Raw genomic sequence first — 24886 nt, 5'->3', positions numbered from 1 at the left:
TCCACAATGCATGGGTGCTACTGACGATCACGACCACGGCCACGCCCGCGACGGACCTCGGACACCTGCTGCACAAGCATCCGGACAAGGCGCAGAGCTTCGAGCAGTCCTTCGGCACGGCGCACGTCTTCTACCCCGAGGCGACCGACGAACGGTGCACCGCGGCGCTCATGCTGGAGGTGGACCCCCAGTCGCTGCTGCGCACGCGCACGTCGGTGAGCACCCCCGACTTCGCGCTCGCGCAGTACGTCAACGACCGTCCGTTCGCGACGTCGTCGCTGTTCACCGTGGCACTCGGCCGGGTCTTCGGCAGCGCGCTCAAGGGCCGGTGCGACGCCCGTCCGGAACTGGCGCGCACGCCCATCCCCCTCACGCTCGGTCTGCCCGCCGTGCCCTGCCGGGGCGGGGCCGACCGCGCCCGCGCCCTCCTCGAACCCCTGGGCTGGCGGGTCGCTGCCGAACCCGTACCGCTCGACCCCGGCCTGCCCGGATGGGGCGACTCGCACTACCTGTCGCTCACCCTGACCGGGACGATGCCGCTGTCCGAGGCGCTCAGCCACCTGTACGTGCTGCTGCCCGCGATGGACGGCGCCAAGCACTACTGGGTGGACGAGTCCGAGGTCGACAAGCTCCTGCGGGCGGGCGGCGCCACCGGCGAGGACGGCGACGACGGCCCCGGGTGGCTGGCCGCGCACCCCGAGCGGGGCTGGATCACCCGCCGCTACCTCAACCGGCGCGACCGGTACGTGCGCACCGCGCTGGAGCGGCTCGCCGAGGCCGACGACCGCGCAGGTGCGGAGGGGGCCGACGACCCGTCGGTCGAGGACGCCGCGGCGGTCGCGGACCGGGAGGAGCGCGGCCCGTCCCTGGCCGAGCAGCGCGCGGGCGCCGTCCTGGCGGTGCTGTCGGCCGAGCGCGCCACCAGCGTCATCGACCTGGGGTGCGGGGCCGGCAGGCTGCTCGAACGCCTGGTCGGGGACCGTGCCCTGGACCGGATCACCGGGGTGGACGTGAGCACCGTCGGCCTGGAGCGGGCCCACCGCAGGCTGTGCCGGGGCTGCCACCCGGACGGGCGCGGCCGCCACCGCGACCTGTTCGCCGACGCGGCCGGGGGCCGGGAGGAGGGCAACGGCGGCCGGCGCCCCCGGCCCGAGCTGCTGGTGGGCTCGGTCGTGTACCGGGACGCCCGGTTCGCGGGCCACGACGCCGCCGTCCTGATGGAGGTGGTCGAACACCTCGACCCCTCGCGCCTGCCCGCGATGGAGGAGAGCGTGTTCGGGGCGGCCCGGCCCCGGGTCGTGGTGGTCACCACGCCCAACGCCGAGTACAACAGGCACTACGAGGGTCTGCCCGAGGGCGCCCTCCGCCACGACGACCACCGCTTCGAGTGGACCCGGGCCGAGTTCACCGCCTGGGCCGGGGGCGTGGCGGAACGGAACGGCTACGAGGTCCGCTTCCTGCCGGTGGGCCCGGAACACCCGGAAACCGGCGCCCCGACCCAGATGGGAGTCTTCACCCGATGAGCGAGATCGAGACCGCCGAGCCCGCGGAGCCGCGGGTGCTCAGTGTGCCCAGGATGGGGCTGGTCGTGCTCGTCGGGGTGTCCGGGGCGGGCAAGTCGACCTTCGCGGCGCGCCACTTCCTGCCGACGCAGGTGGTCAGCTCCGACCACTGCCGCGGTGTGGTCAGCGACGACCCGAACGACCAGGCCGCCAGCGCCGACGCGTTCACGCTGCTGCACACCATCGTGGACATCCGGCTGCGCCGGGGCCTGCTGACCGTCGTGGACGCGACCAACGTCCAGTCCCGCGCCCGGGCACAGCTCGTGCGCATCGCCAAGGACAACGACGTGCTGTCCACGGCGATCGTGCTCGACGTGACCGAGTCGGTGGCGGTCGGCCGCAACCGGGAGCGCCCGGACCGCGACTTCGGCGACCACGTCGTCCGGCGGCAGCGCCGCGACCTGAAGTCGGGTCTTCGGCGGCTGTCCCGCGAGGGCTTCCGCAAGGTGCACGTGCTGCGCGGCCCGGAGGAGATCGACGCGGCCACCGTCGAACTGGAACGCGCCTGGCCGGACCGCACGGAGCTGACCGGGCCGTTCGACGTCATCGGTGACGTGCACGGCTGCCGCGCCGAGCTGGAGGAGCTGCTCGGCGACCTCGGCTACGCGCTCACCCGCGACGACGGGGGCCGACCGGTCGGCGCCCGCCACCCCGGGGGCCGCACCGCCGTGTTCGTGGGCGACCTGGTCGACCGGGGCCCCGACAGCCCGGGTGTGCTGCGGCTGGTCATGGGCATGGTCGCCGACGGCGACGCCCTGTGCGTGCCGGGCAACCACGAGAACAAGCTCGTGCGCGTGCTCGGGGGCGCCAAGGCGCGGCTCACGCACGGCCTCGCCGAGACCGTGGAGCAGCTCGGCCGGGAGAGCGAGGAGTTCCGCGCTCGGGTGCTGGAGTTCTGCGACGGGCTGGTCAGCCACCTCGTCCTCGACGGGGGCAGGCTGGTCGTCGCGCACGCCGGGCTGAAGGAGGAGTACCACGGCCGCGCCTCCGGGCGGGTGCGCTCGTTCGCCCTGTACGGCGACACGACCGGCGAGACCGACGAGTACGGCCTCCCGGTCCGCCTGCCGTGGGCGCGCGACTACCGGGGCCGGGCCGCCGTGGTGTACGGGCACGTGCCCACGCACAAGGCGGAGTGGCTCAACAACACGATCTGCCTGGACACCGGATGCGTGTTCGGCGGCCGGCTCACCGCGCTGCGCTACCCCGAGCGCGAGCTGGTCGACGTGGCGGCGCACCGCACCTGGTACGAGCCGGCCAGGCCGCTCACCCCGCGGGCGCCCGGCGGCGGGGAGGACGGGGGCCGGTCGAAGCACACCCTGGACATCACCGACGTGGGCGTCGGCGACTTCCGCCCCGGAACGCGCGTGGACACCGACCACGGCGCGGTGCGCGCCGACGGCGGCAGCACCCTCGCGGCGCTGGAGGTGATGAGCCGGTTCGCGGTCGACCCGCGCTGGCTGCTGTACCTGCCGCCGACCATGGCCCCGGCGCCCACGGCGACCGAGCCCGGACTGCTGGAGCACCCGGCGGAGGCGTTCGCCTCCTACCGGGGCTCGGGGATCGGCCAGGTCGTGTGCGAGGAGAAGCACATGGGCTCGCGCGCGGTCGCGGTGCTGTGCCGGGACGAGGCGGCGGCCGAACGCCGGTTCGTGCCCGGGCAGCTGGGAACCGTGTACACCCGGACCGGGCGCCCCTTCTTCGCCGACCCCGCGCTCCAGGCGGAGGTGGTCGACCAGCTGCGCGAGGCGGTCACCGCGGCCGGACTGTGGGACCGGCTCGGCACGGACTGGGTGGCCCTGGACGGGGAGATGCTGCCGTGGTCGGCCAAGGCCCGGTCGCTGATCCGCGAGCAGTACGCGTCGGTGGGCGCCGCGGCGCGCGCCGCCCTGCCCGCCGCCGGAGCGGCGCTGGCCGCGGCGGCCGGGCGCGGTGTGGACGTGGGCGGCCTGGCCGCGACCGTGGAACGCAGGACGGGGCAGATGGAGGAGTTCAGCCGGGTGTACCGGCGCTACTCCTGGGACACCGACGGCGCCGCGGGGCTCCAGTACGCGCCGTTCATGGTGCTGGCCTCCGAGGGGCGGGAGTACACCGACGCCGACCACCTGTGGCACATGGGGATCGCCGAACGGCTCGCGGAGGCGAGCGGTCTGGTGCGTTCCACCCGCTACCTGGTCGTGGACACCACGGACCCGCAGGTGTGCGCCGCGGCCGCCGGGTGGTGGCGGGACCTCGTGTCGGCGGGCGGTGAGGGCATGGTGGTCAAGCCGGCGCTCGGTGCCCGGGCGGAGGCGCGCAGGGGCCTGGCCCAGCCGGGGCTGAAGGTGCGCGGGCCCGACTACCTGCGGATCATCTACGGCCCCGACTACACCGAGCCGGAGCGGCTGGCGGTGCTCCGGGAGCGCCGTTCGCTGGGCCGCAAGGCGGGGCTGGCGATGCGCGAGCACAAGCTGGGGCTGGAGGCACTGGCGAGGCACGCTCGGGGCGAACCGCTGTGGCGGGTGCACGAGGCGGTGTTCGCGGTACTGGCCCTGGAGTCGGAGCCCGTCGACCCCCGGCTGTAGCGTCGCCCGGGCCCGCGGGACAGAGAATGCGCCGACCTTTTCCGAGTATGGGGAAGCCGATTCGATCATAGGGTCGGCCGTGGATTTCCGTCCACGGTCGGCCTGGTTATTTGAGCAACAATTGAGCTTGGTTGTTCGTGTGGCGCACGGTGTCCCTTCCGTGGCGTGGCGGCGTCTTTGCTGGTGGGGATTCACCGCGGTTCCGGGGTTTTTGTTTGTGCAGCTCATGTGTGGTGCCGTGGGTCCGCGTCGGGATGCCGGTCTCTCCTGGAGTGGCAGTTCGGGTAAAGCCGCAGGTGGCTCAGGTCGGCTCGCGTCCGTTGGGGGCGTGTGGGGCGCGCGTCCGCCGCGCGGGTGCGGGGCGAGGTGGGCGAGCAAATTGTTGTCTCGCATTCGCTCTTTTTCCGTGTGCGGGGGTCTTGATTTTCCTGTGGCCCTCTGATTCCATGACTCTGTTCTCCGGGGGACTTGTTTTCCAGGTTTTTCGGATTCCGCGTTCCGCGGTTTCCTGTCATGGCGAGAGGATATGGAATGCAGAAGATGCTCAAGAGGTTCGGCGTCCTCGCGGCGGCCGGTGCCGTCATCGCGACCCTGGTGCCCGCGCCCGCCTACGCCTACGTCTACGGCTACCCGATCACGACGGCACCCGTGCGCGTCGAGCCGTACGGGAGCTCGCACGCGGTCGACACGGTCGATCCGGGTGAGTACGTCCTCCTCGAATGCTCCCTGATCAACAGCTACGGGAACCACTGGTACCGCACCCGCGGGGGCCGCTACTACACCTATGCGGGGCACTACCCCTCGTACAACCTCCCCAACTGCTACTAGGGGCGCGTGTCGGGCCGTGCCCGATGAGCACCGCGCCCTCCGGCGCGGGCGACCCGTCGGGGGTACGGTGCCCGGAAGCCGCGGCCGCGCCGCGTGGGCGCGGCTGACCCCAAGCGGTGCCGCAGGCGGGCGGCCGGGGACCTCGGGCCCCGGCCGCGTGCCCGCCGGGGCGGTGTGTCAGACCACGGCGAGCCGGTCCACCAGCAGTGCCACCCTCCGCTCGGTGTCCTCCGACGGCAGCCGTCCCGCCCGGGTCAAGGTCGCCAGCCCGTGCAGGGCCGCCCAGAACACCTCGGTGAACAGCCCCGGGTGGACGCCGTCGCCGGCGACCTGGCCGAGGCTCTCCAACAGGGCGGCGAAACCGTCCTTCAGGGGCTCCGGGGTGCCCTCGTCCGCGAACACCAGGCCGCCGTCGAGCTGGAACATGGCGTCGTAGACCGCCGGGTTGCGTGCGGCGAAGTCCAGGTAGGCGCGGGCGAGGGCGGTGACCCTGGTGCGCGGGCCGTCCGCGGCGGAGGTCGCCGCCCGCAGCGCCGCCGCCATCTCGGCGGCGCCCTGGAGGGCGACGGCTCCGATGATCTCGCGCTTGCCGCGGAAGTGGCTGTAGAGGACGGGCTGGCTGTATTCGATGCGTTCGGCGAGGCGGCGGGTGGTGACCGCGTCCCAGCCCTGCCGCTCGGCGAGCTCGCGGGCCGTCGCCACGATGAGGTGTTCGCGCTCCGCCCGTTCGCGCTGCTTGCGTTCCTGTACCGACATGATCTGATTCTAGCACTGCTAGACAATCGAGCGTCAGTAGTACTAGCGTTGACCCATCATCTATCGATGCTAGATTTCTGGAAGGGGTCACCATGCTCAACGCGCTCGAGATCGTCACCACCGTGATCGTCGGCCTGATGGTGGGGGTGGAGCTCTCCGTCTCCCTCGTCCTCAACCCGATCCTCGACGCGCTCCCCGAAGACAGCGGTCAACGGGGTCGAAGCCACGGCGGCCGGATGCTCGGCGCCCTCATGCCGGTCTGGTGCATCGGCTCGCTCGTCCTGGTCGCGGTCTGGGCCGTCGCCGGTTGGCCCCGCGACGGCTCCGACCTGGTCGTCATCGCCGGTGCGCTGCTGATCGTCAGCGTGGTCATGTCGCTCCTGCTGCTCGTCCCGATCAACAACCGGGGCAAGACATGGACCCCCGAGAACCGGCCCGCCGACTGGAAGCAGCAGATGCGGCGATGGGACCGCTTCCACTACCTCCGCGTGGCCGTCATCATCGCCGCCTTCGTCCTGTTGGTCGCCGCCCTCGCCTGAACCCGCGGGCCGTCGCCGAGGCGGTACCGGGCGCGGCCCGGCGGGCTCCCCTTCCACGCCGGTCGGGCGCGTGGGTGCCGGGCGAGGCGGTCCACCGGGCCGAAGACCGGGGTGAGGGGAGGAGCCCGCCCCCGGATCACGACCCGACACGCACCCCCGGGGCACCCGCGCGAGGCGTCGCCCCGGCCCCGGCCCGATCCGTGGGGCGGGGCCTTCGCGTGCCGGAGGCCGGGGTCCGCCGGATTCGGAGGATCCTACGATGCTCGGCGGGGTGGTTTGTCGTTCTATCCCACCAAACCGGGCCGTGCGTCGCCTCCTTTTCACGTCCGCTCTTCCGGGCGGTCATGCGAGGGGGTGATGATGTGCACGCCCACAAGGCCGACAAACCTCGAACACCCCCTGAAACCCCCACACACCGGAATACGGAGAAGGCGTGTCCCCAACCCCTTCCAGAACGCCGTCCGGACGCACGCTCGCGTCGACCTCCGCCACGGCGGCCCTGATCCTGACCGCCACCCTCGCGACGGCCTCCCCCGCCGCCGCCGAGCCGTCCGCCCCCGTCATCAGCGAGGTCTACGGCGGTGGCGGCAACAGCGGTGCCGAACTGCGCCACGACTTCGTCGAACTGGGCAACCCCACCGACGCCGCGGTCACCCTCGACGGCTGGAGCGTGCAGTACCTCCCCGCCTCGCCGAGCTCCGGCACCCGTGTCCAGGTCACCGACCTGGGCGGCACCATCGGTGCCGGGGAGCACTACCTCGTCCGGCAGGGGCAGGGGTCGGGCGGCAGCGTCGACCTGCCCACCCCCGACGCGGCCGGCGGCACCGCCATGTCCGCGCGCTCGGGGGCGGTCCTCCTCGTCCGGGGCACCGACCCCGTCACCTGCCGCACCGCGGCCGGGTGCGCCGAGGAGGAGGGGGTCGTCGACGTCGTCGGCTACGGCGACGCCGCCGTCTTCGAGGGCGCCCCCGCCGCACGGCTGAGCAACACCACCTCCGCCGCCCGCGACGACGCCCTCACCGACACCGGCAACAACGCCGTCGACCTCACCGCGGGTCCCCCCACCCCCACCAACGCGGCCGGGGAGGCCCCGGGCGACGGCGGCGGCGAACCCGACCCGGGCCAACCCGGTGACCTGCGCGTCCACGACATCCAGGGGACCACCCGCACCTCCCCGTACGAGGGGCGGCCGGTCAGCGGCGTCCCGGGCGTCGTCACCGCGGCCAACCGCTTCGGCTCCGCGCGGGGCTTCTGGTTCCAGGACCCCGAGGAAGACGACGACCCGCGCACCAGCGAGGCGCTCTTCGTCTTCACCGGCTCCACCACCCCCGACGTGGCCGTCGGCGACGAGGTGCTGGTCGCGGGCCGCGTCAGCGAGTACCGGCCCGGCGACGGCACCCACACCGTCACCCAGCTCACCGGAGCGAGCTGGACCACCGTGTCCTCCGGCGCCGACCTGCCCGGATCGGTGCTCCTCGACGCCGACGCGGTCCCCGACGGGTACGCCCCCGACCACGGCGGCGACATCTCCGACCTCGACCTGAGCCCGGGCACCTACGCCCTCGACTTCTGGGCCGCCCACGAGCACATGCTCGTCCGGGTGGAGGACGCCCCCGTCATCGACGCGACCGACCCCTACTCGGCGCTGTGGGTGACCACCGACCCCGACGGCCGCGACGCCACGGTCAACGGCGGGACGCTCTACGACTCCTACGACGAGCCCAACTCCGACCGGATCAAGATCGAGTCGCTGCTCGACCGCGACACCCACCCCTTCCCGAACGCCGACGTGGGCGACACGCTCACCGGCGTCACCGAGGGACCGCTCTACTACAGCCGGTTCGGCGGCTTCCTCATCCGCGCCACCACGCTGGGCGAGATCGCCGAGGGCGACCTGGAGCGCGTGCCCGCCCGGGCGGCCGCCCCCTACGAGAACACCGTCGCCACCTACAACGTCGAGAACCTCGACGGCGCGGACGACCAGGCCACGTTCGACGAGCTCGCCCGGGGCATCGTCGACTACCTGGGCTCCCCGGACATCATCGGCCTGGAGGAGATCCAGGACGACAACGGCCCGGTCAACGACGGCACCGTGGACGCCGACCTCACACTCCGCCGCCTGACGCGCGCCATCCACGCGCAGGGCGGACCCCGCTACGCCTGGCGCCAGATCAGCCCCGAGGACGGCCAGGACGGCGGTCAGCCGGGCGGCAACATCCGCAACGTCTTCCTCTTCGACCCCCAGCACGTCCGCTTCGTCGACGCCGGAGAGCCCGACGCCACCACCGGCGCCGAGGTCCTGGAGGGGCCGCGCGGACCCGAGCTCAGCGTGTCCCCGGGCCGCATCGCCCCCGAGGACGAGGCGTGGGACTCCAGCCGCAAGCCGCTCGTGGGCCACTTCCGCGTGCGCGGCCGGGACCTGTTCGTGGTGACCAACCACTTCAACTCCAAGGGCGGCGACCAGTCCCTGCACGGGGTCGTCCAGCCGCCCGAGCGGTCGAGCGAGGTCCAGCGCAACGCGCAGGCGCGCCTGGTCAGGGAGTTCACCGACGAGCTGTTCGCCGTGGACCCGGACGCCGCCGTCGTGGTCATGGGCGACCTGAACGACTTCCCGTTCTCCCCGACCCTGGACATCCTCACCGGGGACGGGCCGCTCACCAACCCGATGTCGGACCTGCCCGGGAACGAGCGGTACAACTACGTCTTCGACGGCAACTCCCAGGCGCTCGACCACATCCTGTTCAACGCCGCGCTGGCGGGCCGGACGGACTACGAGGTCGTGCGGATCAACTCCGAGTTCCACGACCAGGTCAGCGACCACGACCCGCAGGTGCTGTACCTCGACATGCGCGGGGGCCGCGGGTAGCGGCGGCACGGCGCGCCGACGCGGGCGCGCCACCCGGCCACCGGGGGAGGGAGCCGGCGCGGTCCCTCCCCCGAGCCGTGCCCCGGGGCGCCCGGAGCGCGTCTGAACGGCGCCTATCCTGGGTGCGTCCGCGAAGCCGCGGACGCACCTCGACCCTGGGGAAGCGACAGATGAACGTACTCCTCACCGGCGGCGCCGGATACATCGGCACCCACACCGCCGTCGAACTCCTCGACGACGGACACGAGGTCGTGGTCCTCGACTCCCTGGTCAACAGCCACGAGGAGGCCCTGCGCCGGGTCGAGCGGATCACCGGCCGCGCCGTCACGTTCCACCGCGCCGACTGCACCGACCCGGCCGCCCTGCGCCGCGTCCTGGGCGAACACGACGTCGACGCCGTCATCCACCTCGCCGGGCTCAAGGCCGTCGGCGAGTCCGTCGAGCAGCCGCTGCGCTACTACCGCAACAACCTGGACGCCCTGCTCACCCTGGCCGAGGCGATGGACGAGCACGGCGTCCGCGACCTGGTGTTCAGCTCCTCCGCCACGGTCTACGGCGACCCCGAGCAGACCCCGGTCGCCGAGGACGGCGAGCTCGACGTCACCAACCCCTACGGCGCCACCAAGCTCTTCGCCGAGCGGATCCTGCGCGACCTGGCCGCCGCCGACCCCCGCTGGCGGATCACCGCGCTGCGGTACTTCAACCCCGTCGGCGCGCACCCCAGCGGCCTGATCGGTGAGGACCCCCAGGGCGTGCCCAACAACCTGTTCCCGTACATCGCGCAGGTCGCCGCCGGTCGGCGCGAGCGCCTCCAGGTCTTCGGCGACGACTACGACACCCCCGACGGCACCGGTGTGCGCGACTACCTGCACGTCGTGGACCTGGCGCGCGGCCACCTCGCCGCCCTCGCCCATCTGGCCGACGCCCCGGGGTGGCGCACGTACAACCTGGGCACCGGACAGGGGACGTCGGTCCTGGAGAGCATCCGCTCCTTCGAGGGGGCGACCGGCGCCACGGTCCCCTACGAGGTGGTCGACCGCCGTCCCGGCGACATCGCCGTCTGCTGCGCCGACCCGTCGGCCGCCGCGCGCGACCTGGCCTGGAAGGCGACGCACACCGTCGACGACGCCTGCGCGGACGCGTGGCGGTGGCAGAGCGCCAACCCGCGGGGCTTCGCGGGTTGAGCGTGTTCATGCGCGCTCGCGGGCTCGGCCGGGGCTTGGGGCGCGGGGTACCGGGGTGTTCGTCCTCGGCTGCGCCTGTCGCTCGTTCCTCGCTCGCGGCTCGCCTCGTCCTGCACACCCCGGTGCGCCCCTCGCTGTGTTCATGCGGCCTCGCGGGCCCGCGAGGCCGCGCCGCCGTGTGGGGGAGCACAGCCGGTTGGCGCTTTCGACCAAGCCGAACGCACGGAACACGCCCTAGACTGGGCGTATATCCCTGTACTTCTGCGGAAGGTCCTCCGTCGTGTCCGTTGGTGCTGACAGCACGTTCGACACCGTCCTCGTCGTGGACTTCGGCGCGCAGTACGCGCAGCTGATCGCACGGCGTGTGCGGGAATGCCACGTGCACAGCGAGATCGTTCCCTCGACCATGCCGGTCGAGGAGATGCTCGCGAAGAACCCCAAGGCCATCATCCTGTCCGGTGGCCCCTCCTCGGTCTACGCGGAGGGTGCCCCCAACGTGGGTGCCGAACTCTTCGAGACCGGGGTGCCCACCTTCGGTATCTGCTACGGCTTCCAGGCCATGACCCGCGCCCTGGGCGGCACGGTCGACCGGACCGACCTGAGCGAGTTCGGTCGCACCGAGCTGTCCGCCGCAACGGACTCCCTCCTCTTCGAGGGCGTGCCCGAGGACCTCCTGGTGTGGATGTCGCACGGTGACTCCGTCGTCCGCGCCCCCGAGGGTTTCCGGACCACCGCGAGCACGGCCGGAGCCCCGGTCGCCGCCTTCGAGGACACCGAGCGCCGCCTCTTCGGCGTGCAGTTCCACCCCGAGGTCATGCACACCGAGCACGGCCAGGACGTCCTGCGCCGGTTCCTGTACGAGGGCGCGGGCTGCCGTCCCACGTGGACGATGTTCAACATCGTCGAGGAGCAGCTGGAGCGCATCCGCGAGGAGATCGGCGACAAGCGCGTCATCTGCGGGCTGAGCGGCGGCGTGGACTCCGCCGTGGCCGGCGCCCTGGTCCAGCGCGCCGTCGGTGACCAGCTCACCTGTGTGTTCGTCGACCACGGCCTGCTGCGCAAGGGCGAGGCCGAGCAGGTCGAGAAGGACTTCGTCGCGGTCACCGGCGTGAGCCTGAAGGTCGTCGACGCCGAGGAGCGGTTCCTCACGGCGCTGTCCGGGGTCACCGACCCGGAGGAGAAGCGCAAGATCATCGGGCGCGAGTTCATCCGCGTGTTCGAGCAGGCGGCCCGGGAGGTCGTCGCCGAGTCCGGAGAGCACGGCACCGAGGTCGAGTTCCTCGTCCAGGGCACGCTCTACCCGGACGTCGTGGAGTCCGGTGGCGGCACCGGTACCGCCAACATCAAGTCGCACCACAACGTCGGCGGACTGCCCGACGACCTCCAGTTCACCCTGGTCGAGCCGCTCCGCGAGCTGTTCAAGGACGAGGTGCGCAAGGTCGGCGAGGAGCTGGGCCTGCCCGCCGAGATGGTGTGGCGCCAGCCGTTCCCGGGCCCCGGCCTCGGCATCCGGATCATCGGCGAGGTGACCCGCGACCGCCTGGAGGTCCTGCGTGAGGCCGACGCCATCGCCCGCGAGGAGCTCACCCGCGCCGGACTGGACCGCGACATCTGGCAGTGCCCGGTCGTGCTCCTGGCCGACGTCCGCTCGGTCGGTGTCCAGGGCGACGGCCGCACCTACGGCCACCCCGTGGTGCTGCGCCCGGTCAGCAGCGAGGACGCGATGACCGCCGACTGGTCGCGTGTGCCCTACGACGTCCTCGCCCGCATCTCCAACCGGATCACCAACGAGGTGCGCGAGATCAACCGCGTGACGCTGGACGTGACCAGCAAGCCCCCGGGCACCATCGAGTGGGAGTAGTCCCCCCGGGGTGGTCGACCGGGGGCTCGTCCCCGGGAACGGCCACCCCAGGGTTCGTCGTTCGGGCGTCGGCAGGCTTCGTGCGGACAGGGCCGCGCCGTGGGCGTCTCACTCCACCAGGTGTTCGATCGAGATCTGCGTGCGGTCCAGACCGGGCTGGTGCGTCAACTGCACGCTGGCCGGCCGTTCGCCCTCCTCGATGATGAAGGCCAGCTCACCGCCGACGGTGTCGTTGGGCGTGATCCCCTCCGGGTCCCACAGGCTGACCGTGTCGCTCTCGATGTTGGTCGGGCGCTCCGCCGTGTAGGGGCCGCCGCCGGTCTCGACCAGCAGGAACTGCTCACGGAAGTCGAAACGCAGCCGCTCGACGCCGAGGTTGGTCATCTCCAACTGCACGAAGCAGTACCGGCCGCCCTCGACCGGTTCGGAGCGGGGGAGGTACTCCGCACGTGCCCGGTTGCAGTCGACCTCCCCGATCTCGTACTCGACCATGCCGTCGGCGGACCGGACCGGACCGTCGCCGGGTGCGCCGTCCGCGGAGGTGTCCTCCCTGCCCTGCGCGTCCTCCGACTTGTCCTCGTCGTCCTCCTCGGGCTGCTGGGCGCCGGGCTGCTCCTGGTCGGAACCCTCCCCGGTGTCCGCCCACGGCGCGCTCCCGTTCACCGTGGACACGACCGCCAGCAGGACCGCGACGGCGATGAGGACGGCGGCCACGGCCGCCGCCAGGCCCAGGAGGAGGCCCCTGCGCCGGTTGGGCGCGGCGGGCCGGTGCGGGGGCGGCGGGACCGGCGGGACGTAGGGCTGCGGTCCGGGGCGCGCGCCCTGCTGCTCGGTGGCCTGCACCATCGGGATCGGGCCGGTCGAGGCCGGGTGCGGTTGCGCGGGCGCGGGGTGGCGCGGGGCGTTCTGGTTGCCCTGGTGCGGACCCGCCGGGGGCACCCCGGCGGGGCGGGCGGCCGGGGGCGGCGCCTGCGGCCGGGGGAAGTTGCCGGTCTGGTGCGCCGGGGGAGGCATCGGGCCGGCCTGGTACGCGCCGGGCGGGGGATGCGGGGGCCGCATCCCGGTCATGGTCTGCCGGGCGGGGTGCATCCCCGGCTGCGGGCCGCCGGGCGGCATGGGGGGCAGGTTCGGCCGCCACGACTGGTGCAGGGCGTGGGAGACCATGTCGTTGGGGTTGCTGTTGTCCTCGCCGCCGGCCAGCTCCAGGAGCAGGTCCTGGGCGGTCGGGCGGCGGCCCGGCTCCTTGGCCAGGGCACGCAGGACGAGCCGGTCCAGCGGGCTGTCCAGGTTTCCGATCTGCGGTTCGGCGAAGAGCACGCGCTTGCCCAGGGTCATGGCGTCGCCGTTGCCGAACGGGTGGGTCCCGTTGCCCGCGAAGGCCACCAGGCAGCCCCAGGCGAAGATGTCCGCCGAGGTGGTGACCTGTTCCTCCAGCAGCTGTTCGGGCGCCATCCAGCCGGGGCTGCCCATGACGATGCCGGTCTGGGTGTGGTTGGTCGCGGTGTTCATCGCCCGGGCGATGCCGAAGTCGATCACACGCGGCCCGGAGAGCGACAGCAGCACGTTCGCGGGCTTGAGGTCGCGGTGGACGAGCCCGGTGCGGTGGATGGCAGCCAGCGCCGCGGCCACGCCCAGGGCGAACCCGTGCAGGGTCGAGGAGTCCAGCGGCCCGTTCTCGGCGATGTGCTCGGCCAGCGCGGTCCCGGCGATGTACTCGGTGACCATGTAGGGACGGTTCTCGAACGTCCCGTGGTCGAGGACCTTGGCCGTGCAGAAGGAGGCGACCTTGCGGGCGTTCTCCATCTCGTCGCGGAACCGCGCCCGGGTCGCCTCGTCGAAGGCGAGTTCCGGGCGGATGACCTTGATCGCTACCTGGTTGTTCCTCTCCGCGGTACTGCCCAGGTAGACGGTGCCCATACCGCCGCTACCCAGCTTCCCGGACAGCACGTAGGGGCCGATGGTGGCCGGATCTCCGGCTGCCAGCGGTTCCAGGTTCTTCGGGAGCCCATCCGACGGCAAGCGACCCTCCCCGACGGTGTCCAAACTCCGCCTTGCCCCAAGGTAGCGGTGTTTGTGCCCTGATTCCCACTCGCGCGCCGTTTCGGATCGTTCGGGGGAAGGGCGGTATCTGACATGACAGTGATGACTGATCCCCGATCAGGGACCCCGGTTCGCGCCGACGGGTGTGATCCCGTCGGCGACGGGTGCGAGACACATCGGTTCCCCGGCCGGGGCATGTGTTCACGCAAGGTAGGGGGTTCCTTTACGATTGGGGACTCGTGACCTTTAGTACCACCGTAACCGTGCGGGTCCCCGCGAAGGTGAACCTCCAGTTGGCGGTGGGGCCCAGACGTGAGGACGGGTTCCACGCCCTCGTCAACGTGTTCCACGCCGTCTCGTTGTTCGACGAGGTTACCGTCAAGGAGGCCCCTCCGCGCCAGGAGGCCGGACTCGTGACGCTCACGGCGTCCGGTGGGACGCGCGTGGACCTGGACGGGGTTCCGCTCGACGCCACGAATCTCGCGGCGCGGGCCGCCGCCCTCCTGGCCGAGGAGACCGGCAAGGGGTCCCCCGTGCAGATCCACCTCGACAAGCGGATCCCGGTGGCCGGTGGGATGGCGGGCGGCAGCGCCGACGCCGCCGCGGCCCTGGTGGCCTGCGACCGGCTGTGGGGTTGCCGACTGCCCCAGTCGGACCTGCTGGACCTGGCCGCCAGGCTGGGCAGCGACGTGCCCTTTCCACTGGTCGGCGGTACCGCCGTGGGAACGGGCCGGGGCGAGGTCCTGGCGCCCCTGGCGGCGCCCGGCCGGTACCGGTGGGTGTTCGCGCTCTCCGCGCGGGGCCTGTCCACGGCCCGGGTGTTCGGGGAGTACGACCGGCTGCGACCCGACGCGCCCGCGCCGCTGCCCTCGCCCGTGATGGAGGAGGCGCTCGGGTCCGGGGACGCCGCGTCGCTGGGCGCCGCGCTCACCAACGACCTGGAGCGGGCCGCACTGTCGCTGCGGCCGGATCTGGCGCGCGTCCTGGCCGCGGGCCGGGAGGCGGGCGCGCTGGGCGCCCTGGTGTCCGGTTCCGGACCGACCTGCGCCTTCCTGGTGGGTGACGAGGGCTCCCCGGAGGCGAGTGCGGTCGAGGGCCGGGTGACGCGTGCCCTGGAGGGGGCCGGGGTGGACTCGTGCGTCCCGGCCGGATCGGGGGACGTTCCCGGTGCGACCGTAGTGTGATCCGCATCACACGATGAATCGTGGCTCCGGGGCGCCCTCCGTTCTTGACCTCAACCCTTGTTGAGGTCGAAGACTGGGGCGCATGACGACCGCAGCCACCCTCTCGCGCTACGCCGACCTGCCCGCGCTCATCGGCCTCATGGAGGGCGACGAGAAGCACCGGGGCGCCGCCCACTCCACCATCGACGTCCTGTGGGTGCTCTACGACCGCGTCCTGGCCGTCACCCCGGAAACCGCCGACCACCCCGCCAGGGACCGCTTCCTGCTGTCCAAGGGGCACGGGCCGGTCGCCTTCTACGCCGTCCTCGCCGCCCGGGGCTTCCTCGACGTGCCCACCCTGCGCGGTTGGACGTCCTTCGACTCGCCGCTGGGCCACCACCCCGACCGGGTGCTCGTGCCCGGGGCAGAGATCGGCAGCGGCTCGCTCGGACACGGCCTGCCGCTCGCGCTGGGCACCGCCCTGGGACTGCGCTCCCAGGACGTGCGCCGCCCCGACGGCACGGTGCCCCGGACGGTCGCGCTCGTCGGCGACGGGGAACTCGACGAGGGCAGCAACCACGAGGCGATCGCCGTGGCCGGGCGGCTGCGGGTCGAGGGGCTCACCGTGGTGGTGGTGGACAACCGCTCCAGCGCCCACGGCTGGCCGGGCGGGATCGGCGCCCGGTTCGAGACCGAGGGGTGGATTTCCCGCGAGGTCGACGGGCACCACCACGACGCCCTGTACACGGCGCTCACCGCGCCCCATCCGGACCGCCCGCTGGCCGTTATCGCCCGCGTCCGCCGCAAGCACTAGGACACCGCCATGCGTGAAACCTTCGTCGCCACCGTCAACGCCGCTCTCGACGAGGACCCCCGCACCGCCGTGGTCCTCGCCGAGATCTCCATGGACGGGTTCCGTCGGGCGGCCGCCCGGCACCCCGGCCGCGTGATCAACGTCGGCATCCGGGAACAGGCCATGATCGGCGTCGCGGGCGGCCTGGCCCTGACCGGCATGCGCCCGATCGCGCACAGCTACGCGCCCTTCCTCGTCGAGCGGCCGTTCGAGCAGATCAAGCTGGACTTCGGACACCAGGGGACCGGCGCGGTCCTGGTGAGCATCGGCGGCTCCTACGACGGCTCCGCCGAGGGCCGCACCCACCAGGCGCCCGGCGACGTGGCGCTCCTGGACACCCTGCCGGGGTGGACGGTGTACGTCCCCGGGCACCCGGACGAGGTCCGCGACGCGCTCAGGGCGGCGATCCCCGGGGACGAGCGGGTGTACGTGCGGCTGTCCGGGACCGCCAACCGGTCGCCGCTGCCCGTGTCGGCCGGGCTGGCCGTCCTGCGCACCGGGTCGCCCCGCTCGGCCGGGGTGGTCCTGGCGGTCGGTCCGATGCTCGACCGGGTCCTGGCGGCCACCGCCGGCCTGGACGTCACCGTCGCCTACACCGCCACCGTGCGGCCCTTCGACCGCGAGGGGCTGAGCGCCCTGGCCGGTGCGGCGGGCAACGCGGACGTGCTGGTGGTCGAGCCCTACCTGAGCGGCACCTCCGCCCACGAGGTCGCCACCGCCCTCGCGGACCGCCGACACCGACAGCTGGGCCTGGGTGTGACGCGCGACGCGGAGCTGCGCGCCTACGGCACACCGGAGGAGCACGCGCGCGCCCACGGCCTCGACGCCGAGGGTATCGCGAAGGCCGCCAGGGAGTTCTTCCTCGTGTGAGGCCCCGAAACGGCCCGGTCCGGCGCCTGGCGTGGTGGCGCGCCGGACCGGGCCCCGCCCACGGACCCGGGGCGGACTCCGCCGCCCCCACGCCGCACGACCCGACCACACCCCGCCGGCCTGCGCGCGGCGAGGCAGCCGCGACCAGGGAAAACGAGTGGCGTTCCTGCCCCGCGGCAGTCACCATGGCCCCATGGCAACGAACTTCGACGACCTCCTGGCCGAGGCCGCCGCCGTGTCGGTGGACGGATGGGACTTCTCCTGGCTGGAGGGCAGGGCCACCGAGGAACGCCCCTCCTGGGGGTACCAGGGACGACTCGGCGAGCGTCTGGCCGACCCCTCGGTCAGCGCGGCCCTGGACGTGCAGACCGGAGGGGGCGAGGTGCTGGCGGGGGTTCCCGCGTTCCCGCCCGCCATGGCCGCCACGGAGTCCTGGCCGCCCAACGCCGCCCGCGCCACCGAACTGCTCCACCCCCGCGGCGCGGTCGTGGTCGCCACCCCGGACGAACCCCCGCTGCCCTTCGCCGACGCCGCCTTCGACCTGGTCACCAGCCGCCACCCGGCGACCGTGCACTGGGGCGAGATCGCCCGTGTGCTCCGCCCCGGCGGGACCTACTTCGCCCAGCACGTGGGACCGGAGACCGTGTTCGAGCTCTCCGAGTTCTTCCTCGGCCCGATCCCGGAGGAGTACCGGCGCAGACGGCACCCCGACGAGGAGACCGCGCAGGCCCGGTCCGCGGGCCTGGAGGCCGTGGACGTGCGCACCGAACGCCTGCGCGTGGAGTTCCTCGACGTCGGCGCCGTGGTCTACTTCCTGCGCAAGGTGATCTGGACCGTCCCCGGGTTCACCGTCGAGCGGTACCGCGACCGCCTGCGCGCGCTGCACGAGCGCATCCGGGCCGAGGGGCCGTTCGTCGCCCACTCGGCCCGGACCCTCGTGGAGATGCGCAGGCCCGGGTGAGGCGACCGCCCGGGAACAGGCCGGGGGCGGCGCGGGTTGTTGGGTGCGGGCCGGGCACCGGCCCCGTCCCACGGGTCCGTGACAGGGCCTAGTGTGGGCCGTCGGGGTGTACCGGTGGTCCGCGCGCACCGTGCCGGGACCGGCACGGCGTCGGCGCGCTCCCGGGAGCGACCGCGGGCGGCCGGGTTCCGCCGCGGGCCCCGAAGCAGTGTTCCCGCAGTACGGAGAGGAAGTCGGACCAGGTGAGCATCAATGTGCCAGGGCGTGTGCCGGGGCGTCGCGCAGCAGGGTGTGTGTCCGCGGCACACGTCCTGGGGACGGCGGGCCGTTGACGAATCTGGTCAATCTCCAGGACGTGTCCCTGGCCTACGGGCCGCTCGTACTCCTCGACAAGGTGTCCCTCGGCGTGGACGAGGGCGAACGCATCGGCGTCGTCGGCCGCAACGGCGGCGGGAAGTCCACGCTGATCTCGGTGCTGTCCGGGCGCACCGAACCCGACTCCGGCCGTGTCGTGCACAACCGCGGCCTCAGGGTCGGGTACCTGCACCAGCGGGACGCCTTCCCCGACACCACGGTCGGCGCCTTCGTCCTGGGCGACCGGGCCGAACACGAGTGGGCCGGCGACGCCCGCATCCGCGACATCCTGCGCGGCCTGCTCGGCGGCTGGGACCTGGACACCGAGATGTCCGGCCTGTCCGGCGGCGAGCGCCGTCGGACCGCGCTGGCGCGCCTGCTCGTGGGCGACCACGACCTCATCGCCCTGGACGAGCCCACCAACCACCTGGACATCGAGGGCATCGCCTGGCTCGCCCAACACCTCAACGGTCGTCCGGAGTCGCTCGTGGTCGTCACCCACGACCGCTGGTTCCTCGACGCCGTCACCACCCGCACGTGGGAGGTCGGGCGCGGCGCGGTCGAGCGCTACGAGGGCGGGTACGCCGCCTACGTCCTGGCCAAGGCCGAACGCGACCGCATGGCCGCCGCCGCGGAGGAGCGCCGCCAGAACCTCATGCGCAAGGAGCTCGCCTGGCTGCGCCGGGGCGCCCCCGCGCGCACGTCCAAGCCCAAGTTCCGGATCGAGGCGGCCAACCAGCTCATCGCCGACGAGCCGCCGGTCCGCGACACCGTCGAACTCGTCCGGTTCGCCAGCTCCCGGCTGGGCAAGACCGTCGTCGACCTCAAGGGCGTGTCGGCCTCCGTGCCCGACCGCGTCCTGCTGGACGACCTGACCTGGCAGCTCGGCCCCGGCGACCGGGTCGGCCTGGTCGGCGTCAACGGTGCGGGCAAGTCGACCCTGCTCCGGATCCTGGGGGGTGAACGCGCCCCCGACTCCGGGTCGGTGCGCACCGGCAAGACGGTCCGGCTCGCCCACCTGTCCCAGAACGTCACCGAACTCGACCCCGAGGTGCGCCCGCTCCAGGCCGTCATGGACGTGCGCGAACACGTCACCATCGGCAGGCGCGACTACACCGCCAGCCAGATGCTGGAGCGCTTCGGGTTCCGCGGCGAGCGCCAGTGGACCCCGATCGGCGACCTGTCCGGCGGTGAGCGGCGCCGCCTCCAGCTGCTGCGCCTGCTCATGGACGAGCCCAACGTGCTCCTGCTGGACGAGCCCACCAACGACCTGGACATCGAGACCCTCACCGAGTTGGAGGACCTCCTCGACGGCTGGCCCGGCTCCCTGGTACTGGTCAGCCACGACCGGTACTTCCTGGAGCGGATCACCGACCGCGTGCTGGCTCTCATGGGCGACGGCACCCTCGCCTTCCTGCCCCGCGGCGTCGACGAGTACCTGGAGCGCCGCGCGGCCACCGCCGGCTCCGCCACCGTGCCGACCGGTGCCTCCGAGGGGGCCGCGGCCCCCAGGGAGGAGCCCGCCGTCTCCCCGGCCGAGCGCCGCGCGGCCCAGAAGGAGATGCAGCGCGTCGAGCGGCGGATGGACCGGATCGGCAGGCGGGAGGCCGAGCTGCACGAGCTGATGGCCGCCGCAGCGGAGGACTACACCCGGCTGGCCGAGCTGGACGCCGAGGCCAAGGCCCTGGCGGCCGAGCGCGACGAGCTGGAGGAGGTCTGGCTGGTCCAGGCCGAGCTGGTCGGCGACTGACCGGGGCCCACGGCGCCCGGCGGGACACCGCCGGGCCGGTCGTGCGCGTGCTCCCGCTCAGTTCCAGGCGGTGCCCGCGGGCTCCCGGACGGTGACGTTGATCCTGTTGAACATGTTGGTCAGACCGATCACGAGGATGAGGGCGGACAGCTCCTTCTCGTCGAAGCGGTCGGCGGCGTCCTCCCAGACCTCGTCCGGCACCCGGTCGCGGCTCTGGTCGGCGATCCGGGTGGCGTACTCCGACAGGGCCAGCGCCGCCCGTTCGGCGTCGGTGTAGAACGGGGCCTCGCGCCAGGCCACCGCCGCCGCGATCCGCTCCTCGGACTCACCGGCCCCGCGCAGGTTCACGACATGCGCGTGGACGCAGGCGGCGCACCCGTTGATCTGGCTCACCCGCAGCGCCACCAGCTCCCGCAGGCCGTGGTCGAGGCCGCCCTCACCGATCGCCTTCATCAGGCTCCCGATCCCCTTCGTCGCGGTGGGCAGGACGAAGGCGGGGTTCTTCATGCGAGCGTTCATGGCGGGTTCTCCTTCGCGTGGTCTCCGGCGCCGCCGTTCACGGCCCCGGCTCGTTCGCTCCGACACCCCCATGACGGATGGCGCCGGGCGGATGTGACCGCCGACGAGGAGACCGCTGCCCCGGAGGGTCCGCGCGGTCGCGTTCGCCGCACCGTGCGAGCCAGCGGCGGGGACGCACCCGGGGAAGGGTCCGACCGTGACCGAACACGGGCGCCCGGCCCGCGGCCTCCAGGAGAGCGCGGGGCGTCCGGGGGTGCGCCCGACCCGGCCCGGCGGAGTTCCGGCCCCGACCCGCGTCGCCCGTACGGGGGCGGGGCGCGCGGCCCCGCCCCCGGCGCGTCACCCGACCAGCGCGCCGAAGGCGGTGGCGATCTCCTGGGCGCCCGCCCGGTTGGTGTGGATGTCCGGCCCCCGGTCGAGGTCGCACATCCAGGTCAGGTCGCAGATCCGCTGCACGTTCGCGGGCATGCCGGTCGTGCTGTCCGCGGGCACCGCGAAGTCCGAGGACTCGAAGACCCGCTCCACGTCGGCGACGTCGATCCCGGCGTCGTCGTAGGCGGCGCGCAGGGACGCGTTCATCCGCTCCAGGACGTCGGCCGCGTAGGCGACCAGGTCGTCCTCGGGGTCGACGGGGGCGTCCCCCTCCTCCGGGTCCGCGCCGGGCTCCCCGTCGACACCGGCCTCCCCGGGATCCGCCGACGGGGAGGCCTCGGCGTCCTCCTCTTGGCCGTCCTCCAGCAGCAGGGCGGCCAGGAACGGGTTGTAGTAGGTCATCGCGATGATCTGGGTGTCCGGCCCCGCCGCGTCACGCAGGCGGTCGGCGATCTCGGGGACCTCGGTCCCGATCCGCTCCAGTCCGTCGTCCACGCAGGCCGTGTCGATCGACGGGCCCCCGGGGTCGTCCAGGCCGCCCACACAGCCGGTGAAGTTGTTGCCCCCGATGGTGAGGGTGACCAGCTCGACCTCCCCCCGGTGGTCGGCGAGGAGCTCCTCCGCGACCTCCAACTGGGAGCGGCCGTCGTACTGTTCCTCGCACCGGGGCAGGCCGCCCGCGATGAAGGTCGTGGTGTCCTCGCCGCCGCACCCCTTCCGCTCGTGGACCAGCGTCGAGTCCGCGTCGTACAGGTCGCGGTACAGCACGTCGGCGTACCCGTCGGAGGTCTCCCCGGGGATGCCGTTCTCGTCGGGCTGCACCCCCACGGTCAGGGAGTCCCCCAGGGACAGGTAGTAGCGGTGCTCCACGCCCGCCGCCCCGTCCCCGCCAGCGCCGCAGCCCGTGGCGGCCACGGCCGCGGCGGCCGTGGCCGCGATCCACCGGAATCTCACTTGGCTCTCTCCAACCCATGCCCGGAATGTGGTGCGCGCCCAGACAGCGGTGTCCCGGTGAGAGACGAATACCGCCCGGTAACTAGCCTTGCGGACCGGAGGGTTCCCTGTCGAGGGGCGCGAGCAGGCTTCTCAGTAACGATGCGAGCCGGGCCCGGTCCTCGGAGGGCATCGGTTCCAGGAGGGACTCCTCGTACCGGACGAGCGAGGCCAGGGCGGCGTCGATGCGCTCGGTGCCCCTCTCCGTGAGGCGGACCAGCACACCGCGCTTGTCGGCGGGGTCGGGCCTGCGGCGGACCAGGCCCGCGGCGGCCAGGCGGTCGACCCGGTTGGTCATGGTCCCGGAGGTCACGAGGGTGGCGCGGAGCAGGCGCCCGGGGCTGAGCTCGTAGGGCGGTCCGGAACGGCGCAGCTCGGCGAGGACGTCGAACTCCCACGTCTCCAGCGAGTGCTCGGTGAAGACGGTGCGCCGTGCGCGGTCCAGGTGGCGTGCGAGCCGGGAGACCCGGCTGAACACCTCCAGCGGCGTCACGTCCACGTCCGGGCGTTCGGCACGCCACGCCTCGATCAGCCCATCCACCTCATCGCGCATGGGACCAGCATATCTCTTGACATCAAGATAGTGGGCGGGTAAAGGGTCCACCCCTCCGCCCGCCCCGTCGCCCGCCGTCGCCCGGGGGCCGTCGGGCGGCGGGGCGGGACGCCCTCGACGGGCAGTCCCACCCCGCCCCACCTGGTGTCGGTGCCGTCAGCCCGATCGGCGTCCGCGCGTGTTCAGCCCCGGCCTGGACTCCAGCCGGGCGAGCCCGTTCCAGGCCAGGTTGACCAGGTGCGCCGCGACCACCTCGCGCTTGGGTTTGCGCACCTCCAGCCACCACTGCCCGGTCAGGGCCCACATGCCCACCAGGGCCTGCGCGTACATGGGGGCGAGTGCCGGGTCGTAACCGCGTTCGGCGAACTCGTCGGCCATGATGTGCTCGACCTGGCTGGCGATGTCGTTGATCAGGCTGGCGAAGCTGCCCGTCCCGGAGGCCACGTGCGAGTCCCGGGTCAGGACCCGGAAGCCCACGGTGTTCTCCTCCACGTAGCGCAGCAGCGCCAGCGCCGCACGCTCGATCTTGTCGCGCGCGTGGTCGGCGGTGAGGGCCTCGCCCATCATGTCCAGGAGGGCCCGCATCTCCCGGTCGACGACGACCGCGTAGATGCCCTCCTTGCCGCCGAAGTGCTCATAGACCACGGGCTTGGACACACCGGCCCGCGCGGCGATCTCCTCGACGGAGGTCGCGTCGAACCCCCGCTCGGCGAACAGCTCCCGGCCGATCTCCACAAGCTGTTGCCGACGCTCCTTGCCCGTCATGCGCTTGCGGCGCACGCGGGTCCCCTGCTGGCTGTCGGCTGCTCCCATGATGGCTACTGATCCTAGATGCTGACCCGCTTGGCGGCGAGTCGTTCCGCGTTCGGCCAGCGGACCTTGGTCGCCCAGCCGAACCGCTCGAAGATCCAGATGATCCGGGCGGAGATGTCGATCTGCCCCTTGAGCACGCCGTGGCGGGCGCAGGTGGGGTCGGCGTGGTGCAGGTTGTGCCACGACTCGCCGAAGGACGGGATGGCCAGCCACCACACGTTGCGGGAGCGGTCGCGGACCTCGAAGTTCTCCTCGCCGATGGTGTGGCAGATGGAGTTGATCGACCAGGTGACGTGGTGCAGCAGGGCGACACGCACCAGGCTCGCCCAGAAGAAGGCGGTGACCGCGCCCCACCAGGACATGGTGACCAGGCCGCCGATGAGCGCCGGGGCGGCCAGGGAGAAGAGGACGATCGGGACGAAGAGCTTGTCGACGAGGACGACGTCCTTGTCCTTGAGCAGGTCGGGGGTGAAGCGGCGGGGCGAGGTCTTCTTCTCGTCCAGGTACATCCACGCCATGTGCGCGTAGTACAGGCCCTTGGCGACGGACTTCCAGTCGTCGCCGAAGCGCCACGGGGAGTGCGGGTCGCCCTCGGCGTCCGCGTACTTGTGGTGGCGGCGGTGGTCGGCCACCCACTTGATGACGCTGCCCTCGATCGCCATGCTGCCCGCGACCGCCAGCGCGATGCGCAGGGGGCGGTTGGCCCGGAACGAGCCGTGCGTGAAGTGGCGGTGGAAGCCGACCGTGATCCCCAACCCGCTGATCACGTAGAAGACCGCGCCGATCGCGATGTCGGTGAGGGACAGGCCCCAGCCCCAGAAGAACGGCACGGCGGCCAGCAGGGCGATCAGCGGGATGAACACGAAGGCGAAGACGGTGTAGCGCTCGGCCTTGCCGCGCGGTTCCGGTTCGTACTCGGGGATCGCCTCACGTTTGGGGGCGCTGGTCGGTGCCTCTGGCGCTGCGGTCATGTCTGCACACCTCGTCAAGGGAGTGTCGTCGAAGTCGGGGCGGTGTCCGAGAGGCACGAGGCACCCCCGCTGACGGCCCAACCTATTCCTACGTAACCGTAACCTACGAGCCCGTAGGTTTGGCAAGCCCCCCGACGGAGGCGCTATGTTGGTGCCGAGCGTCTGGGTGTGCAGGGATCACGCCCGGTGCGTTCCCGGATGATGTAATCGGCAGCATGTGGGGTTTTGGTCCCCATCGTCCAGGTTCGAGCCCTGGTCCGGGAGCAGTCCGTCCCAAGCCCGGCCGAGCGCCGCGCGCCCCTCGGGAGCGCGCCCCGGCGACCCCCGGGCGCCAGCGCGTCCGCGCGGATCGCGCAGCTCCTCGTGCCACGCCCCCGTGAGGCGGCCGTGACGCGCATGTATCCTTCCCATGTCGGCCGCTGGATCATCCGACGGCCGCCCGTGCGGCACGCGGGTCGGGCCGCCGAGGGGTGAGCCGACAGTTCAACCGCCAGCTATTCACGAGGGGTCTCCTTCA

At 72.7% G+C, this 24886-nt stretch carries 19 protein-coding genes; 12 read left to right on the top strand and 7 right to left on the bottom strand.

The annotated features are described in order from the left end of the window. The first annotated feature begins 14 nt into the window (after nucleotides 1–14). From ACTVAJ_RS01355 to ACTVAJ_RS01345, 3 genes are all read left to right on the top strand, one after another. A complete protein-coding gene (locus ACTVAJ_RS01355) occupies nucleotides 15–1523 on the top strand; it encodes a 3' terminal RNA ribose 2'-O-methyltransferase Hen1 (RefSeq protein ID WP_470386148.1) in 1509 nt (502 codons plus the stop codon). Further along, nucleotides 1520–4123 carry a polynucleotide kinase-phosphatase gene (locus ACTVAJ_RS01350; RefSeq protein WP_470386147.1) on the top strand — a complete coding sequence of 868 codons (2604 nt, stop codon included), beginning with the start codon at nucleotides 1520–1522 and terminating at the stop codon, nucleotides 4121–4123. The genes ACTVAJ_RS01355 and ACTVAJ_RS01350 overlap by 4 nt, the downstream gene beginning before the upstream one ends. A gap of 531 nt (nucleotides 4124–4654) precedes the next feature. Then, the gene (locus ACTVAJ_RS01345) at nucleotides 4655–4951 is read left to right on the top strand and encodes a hypothetical protein (RefSeq protein WP_470386146.1); all 297 of its coding nucleotides are present in this window, start codon (nucleotides 4655–4657) and stop codon (nucleotides 4949–4951) included. 177 nt (nucleotides 4952–5128) lie between these two features. On the opposite strand, the gene ACTVAJ_RS01340 is transcribed toward ACTVAJ_RS01345, so the two are convergent. After that, nucleotides 5129–5707, bottom strand: coding sequence for a TetR/AcrR family transcriptional regulator (locus tag ACTVAJ_RS01340; RefSeq protein ID WP_470386145.1), 579 nt, complete (start codon nucleotides 5705–5707; stop codon nucleotides 5129–5131). Nucleotides 5708–5799: 92 nt separating this feature from the next. On the opposite strand from ACTVAJ_RS01340, the gene ACTVAJ_RS01335 reads away from it, so the two are divergent. From ACTVAJ_RS01335 to guaA, 4 genes are all read left to right on the top strand, one after another. Next, nucleotides 5800–6246 (top strand): anthrone oxygenase family protein, encoded by a 447-nt coding sequence (locus tag ACTVAJ_RS01335; protein WP_470386144.1) that lies wholly within the window; start codon nucleotides 5800–5802, stop codon nucleotides 6244–6246. A gap of 433 nt (nucleotides 6247–6679) precedes the next feature. Further along, nucleotides 6680–9112 (top strand): endonuclease/exonuclease/phosphatase family protein, encoded by a 2433-nt coding sequence (locus tag ACTVAJ_RS01330; protein WP_470386143.1) that lies wholly within the window; start codon nucleotides 6680–6682, stop codon nucleotides 9110–9112. A gap of 170 nt (nucleotides 9113–9282) precedes the next feature. After that, a complete protein-coding gene (gene galE, locus ACTVAJ_RS01325) occupies nucleotides 9283–10296 on the top strand; it encodes a UDP-glucose 4-epimerase GalE (RefSeq protein ID WP_470386142.1) in 1014 nt (337 codons plus the stop codon). A gap of 280 nt (nucleotides 10297–10576) precedes the next feature. Then, complete coding sequence (gene guaA / locus ACTVAJ_RS01320) at nucleotides 10577–12157, top strand: glutamine-hydrolyzing GMP synthase (protein ID WP_470386141.1); 1581 nt, start codon at nucleotides 10577–10579, stop codon at nucleotides 12155–12157. A 108-nt stretch (nucleotides 12158–12265) separates the two neighbouring features. Here guaA and ACTVAJ_RS01315 read toward each other — a convergent pair whose 3' ends face one another. Next, entirely contained in the window at nucleotides 12266–14176 is a 1911-nt protein-coding gene (locus ACTVAJ_RS01315) for a serine/threonine-protein kinase (RefSeq protein WP_470386140.1), read from the bottom strand. A gap of 284 nt (nucleotides 14177–14460) precedes the next feature. Here ACTVAJ_RS01315 and ACTVAJ_RS01310 point away from each other — a divergent pair, with 284 nt between their 5' ends. From ACTVAJ_RS01310 to ACTVAJ_RS01290, 5 genes are all read left to right on the top strand, one after another. Next, entirely contained in the window at nucleotides 14461–15381 is a 921-nt protein-coding gene (locus ACTVAJ_RS01310) for a 4-(cytidine 5'-diphospho)-2-C-methyl-D-erythritol kinase (RefSeq protein ID WP_470386139.1), read from the top strand. Nucleotides 15382–15463: 82 nt separating this feature from the next. Continuing rightward, on the top strand, nucleotides 15464–16174 hold the full coding sequence (locus ACTVAJ_RS01305) for a thiamine pyrophosphate-dependent enzyme (protein ID WP_470386138.1): 711 nt from the start codon (nucleotides 15464–15466) through the stop codon (nucleotides 16172–16174). Nucleotides 16175–16183: 9 nt separating this feature from the next. After that, on the top strand, nucleotides 16184–17083 hold the full coding sequence (locus tag ACTVAJ_RS01300; RefSeq protein WP_470386137.1) for a transketolase family protein: 900 nt from the start codon (nucleotides 16184–16186) through the stop codon (nucleotides 17081–17083). A 193-nt stretch (nucleotides 17084–17276) separates the two neighbouring features. Then, entirely contained in the window at nucleotides 17277–18044 is a 768-nt protein-coding gene (locus tag ACTVAJ_RS01295; RefSeq protein WP_470386136.1) for a class I SAM-dependent methyltransferase, read from the top strand. Between the two features lie 328 nt (nucleotides 18045–18372). After that, nucleotides 18373–20148, top strand: coding sequence for an ABC-F family ATP-binding cassette domain-containing protein (locus ACTVAJ_RS01290; RefSeq protein WP_470386135.1), 1776 nt, complete (start codon nucleotides 18373–18375; stop codon nucleotides 20146–20148). 57 nt (nucleotides 20149–20205) lie between these two features. Here the strand turns inward: ACTVAJ_RS01290 and ACTVAJ_RS01285 are convergent, their stop codons facing one another. The 5 genes from ACTVAJ_RS01285 to ACTVAJ_RS01265 form a co-directional block, all read right to left on the bottom strand. After that, the gene (locus ACTVAJ_RS01285) at nucleotides 20206–20667 is read right to left on the bottom strand and encodes a carboxymuconolactone decarboxylase family protein (RefSeq protein WP_470386134.1); all 462 of its coding nucleotides are present in this window, start codon (nucleotides 20665–20667) and stop codon (nucleotides 20206–20208) included. Nucleotides 20668–21006: 339 nt separating this feature from the next. Further along, nucleotides 21007–21993 (bottom strand): GDSL-type esterase/lipase family protein, encoded by a 987-nt coding sequence (locus tag ACTVAJ_RS01280; RefSeq protein WP_470386133.1) that lies wholly within the window; start codon nucleotides 21991–21993, stop codon nucleotides 21007–21009. Nucleotides 21994–22075: 82 nt separating this feature from the next. Continuing rightward, nucleotides 22076–22585 carry a MarR family winged helix-turn-helix transcriptional regulator gene (locus ACTVAJ_RS01275; RefSeq protein WP_470386132.1) on the bottom strand — a complete coding sequence of 170 codons (510 nt, stop codon included), beginning with the start codon at nucleotides 22583–22585 and terminating at the stop codon, nucleotides 22076–22078. 156 nt (nucleotides 22586–22741) lie between these two features. Then, nucleotides 22742–23398, bottom strand: a complete 657-nt coding sequence (locus ACTVAJ_RS01270) for a TetR family transcriptional regulator (RefSeq protein ID WP_470386131.1) — start codon at nucleotides 23396–23398, stop codon at nucleotides 22742–22744. Nucleotides 23399–23412: 14 nt separating this feature from the next. After that, nucleotides 23413–24369 (bottom strand): acyl-CoA desaturase, encoded by a 957-nt coding sequence (locus ACTVAJ_RS01265; protein WP_470386130.1) that lies wholly within the window; start codon nucleotides 24367–24369, stop codon nucleotides 23413–23415. Between the last annotated feature and the right edge of the window lie 517 nt (nucleotides 24370–24886).

This window comes from Nocardiopsis sp. KDC1DS13DA1, assembly GCF_055632325.1.
The sequence above is the reverse complement of the archived record's forward strand: the minus strand, read 5'-3'. Positions and strand labels throughout refer to the sequence as shown.

Coding starts and splice junctions, on each gene's coding strand:
- galE (WP_470386142.1), top strand. CDS start 9,283: ATGAACGTACTCCTCACCGGCGGCGCCGGATACATCGGCACCCACACC.
- ACTVAJ_RS01350 (WP_470386147.1), top strand. CDS start 1,520: ATGAGCGAGATCGAGACCGCCGAGCCCGCGGAGCCGCGGGTGCTCAGT.
- ACTVAJ_RS01340 (WP_470386145.1), bottom strand. CDS start 5,707: ATGTCGGTACAGGAACGCAAGCAGCGCGAACGGGCGGAGCGCGAACAC.
- ACTVAJ_RS01345 (WP_470386146.1), top strand. CDS start 4,655: ATGCAGAAGATGCTCAAGAGGTTCGGCGTCCTCGCGGCGGCCGGTGCC.
- ACTVAJ_RS01305 (WP_470386138.1), top strand. CDS start 15,464: ATGACGACCGCAGCCACCCTCTCGCGCTACGCCGACCTGCCCGCGCTC.
- ACTVAJ_RS01295 (WP_470386136.1), top strand. CDS start 17,277: ATGGCAACGAACTTCGACGACCTCCTGGCCGAGGCCGCCGCCGTGTCG.
- ACTVAJ_RS01275 (WP_470386132.1), bottom strand. CDS start 22,585: ATGCGCGATGAGGTGGATGGGCTGATCGAGGCGTGGCGTGCCGAACGC.
- ACTVAJ_RS01265 (WP_470386130.1), bottom strand. CDS start 24,369: ATGACCGCAGCGCCAGAGGCACCGACCAGCGCCCCCAAACGTGAGGCG.
- ACTVAJ_RS01335 (WP_470386144.1), top strand. CDS start 5,800: ATGCTCAACGCGCTCGAGATCGTCACCACCGTGATCGTCGGCCTGATG.
- ACTVAJ_RS01300 (WP_470386137.1), top strand. CDS start 16,184: ATGCGTGAAACCTTCGTCGCCACCGTCAACGCCGCTCTCGACGAGGAC.
- ACTVAJ_RS01270 (WP_470386131.1), bottom strand. CDS start 23,398: ATGGGAGCAGCCGACAGCCAGCAGGGGACCCGCGTGCGCCGCAAGCGC.
- ACTVAJ_RS01285 (WP_470386134.1), bottom strand. CDS start 20,667: ATGAACGCTCGCATGAAGAACCCCGCCTTCGTCCTGCCCACCGCGACG.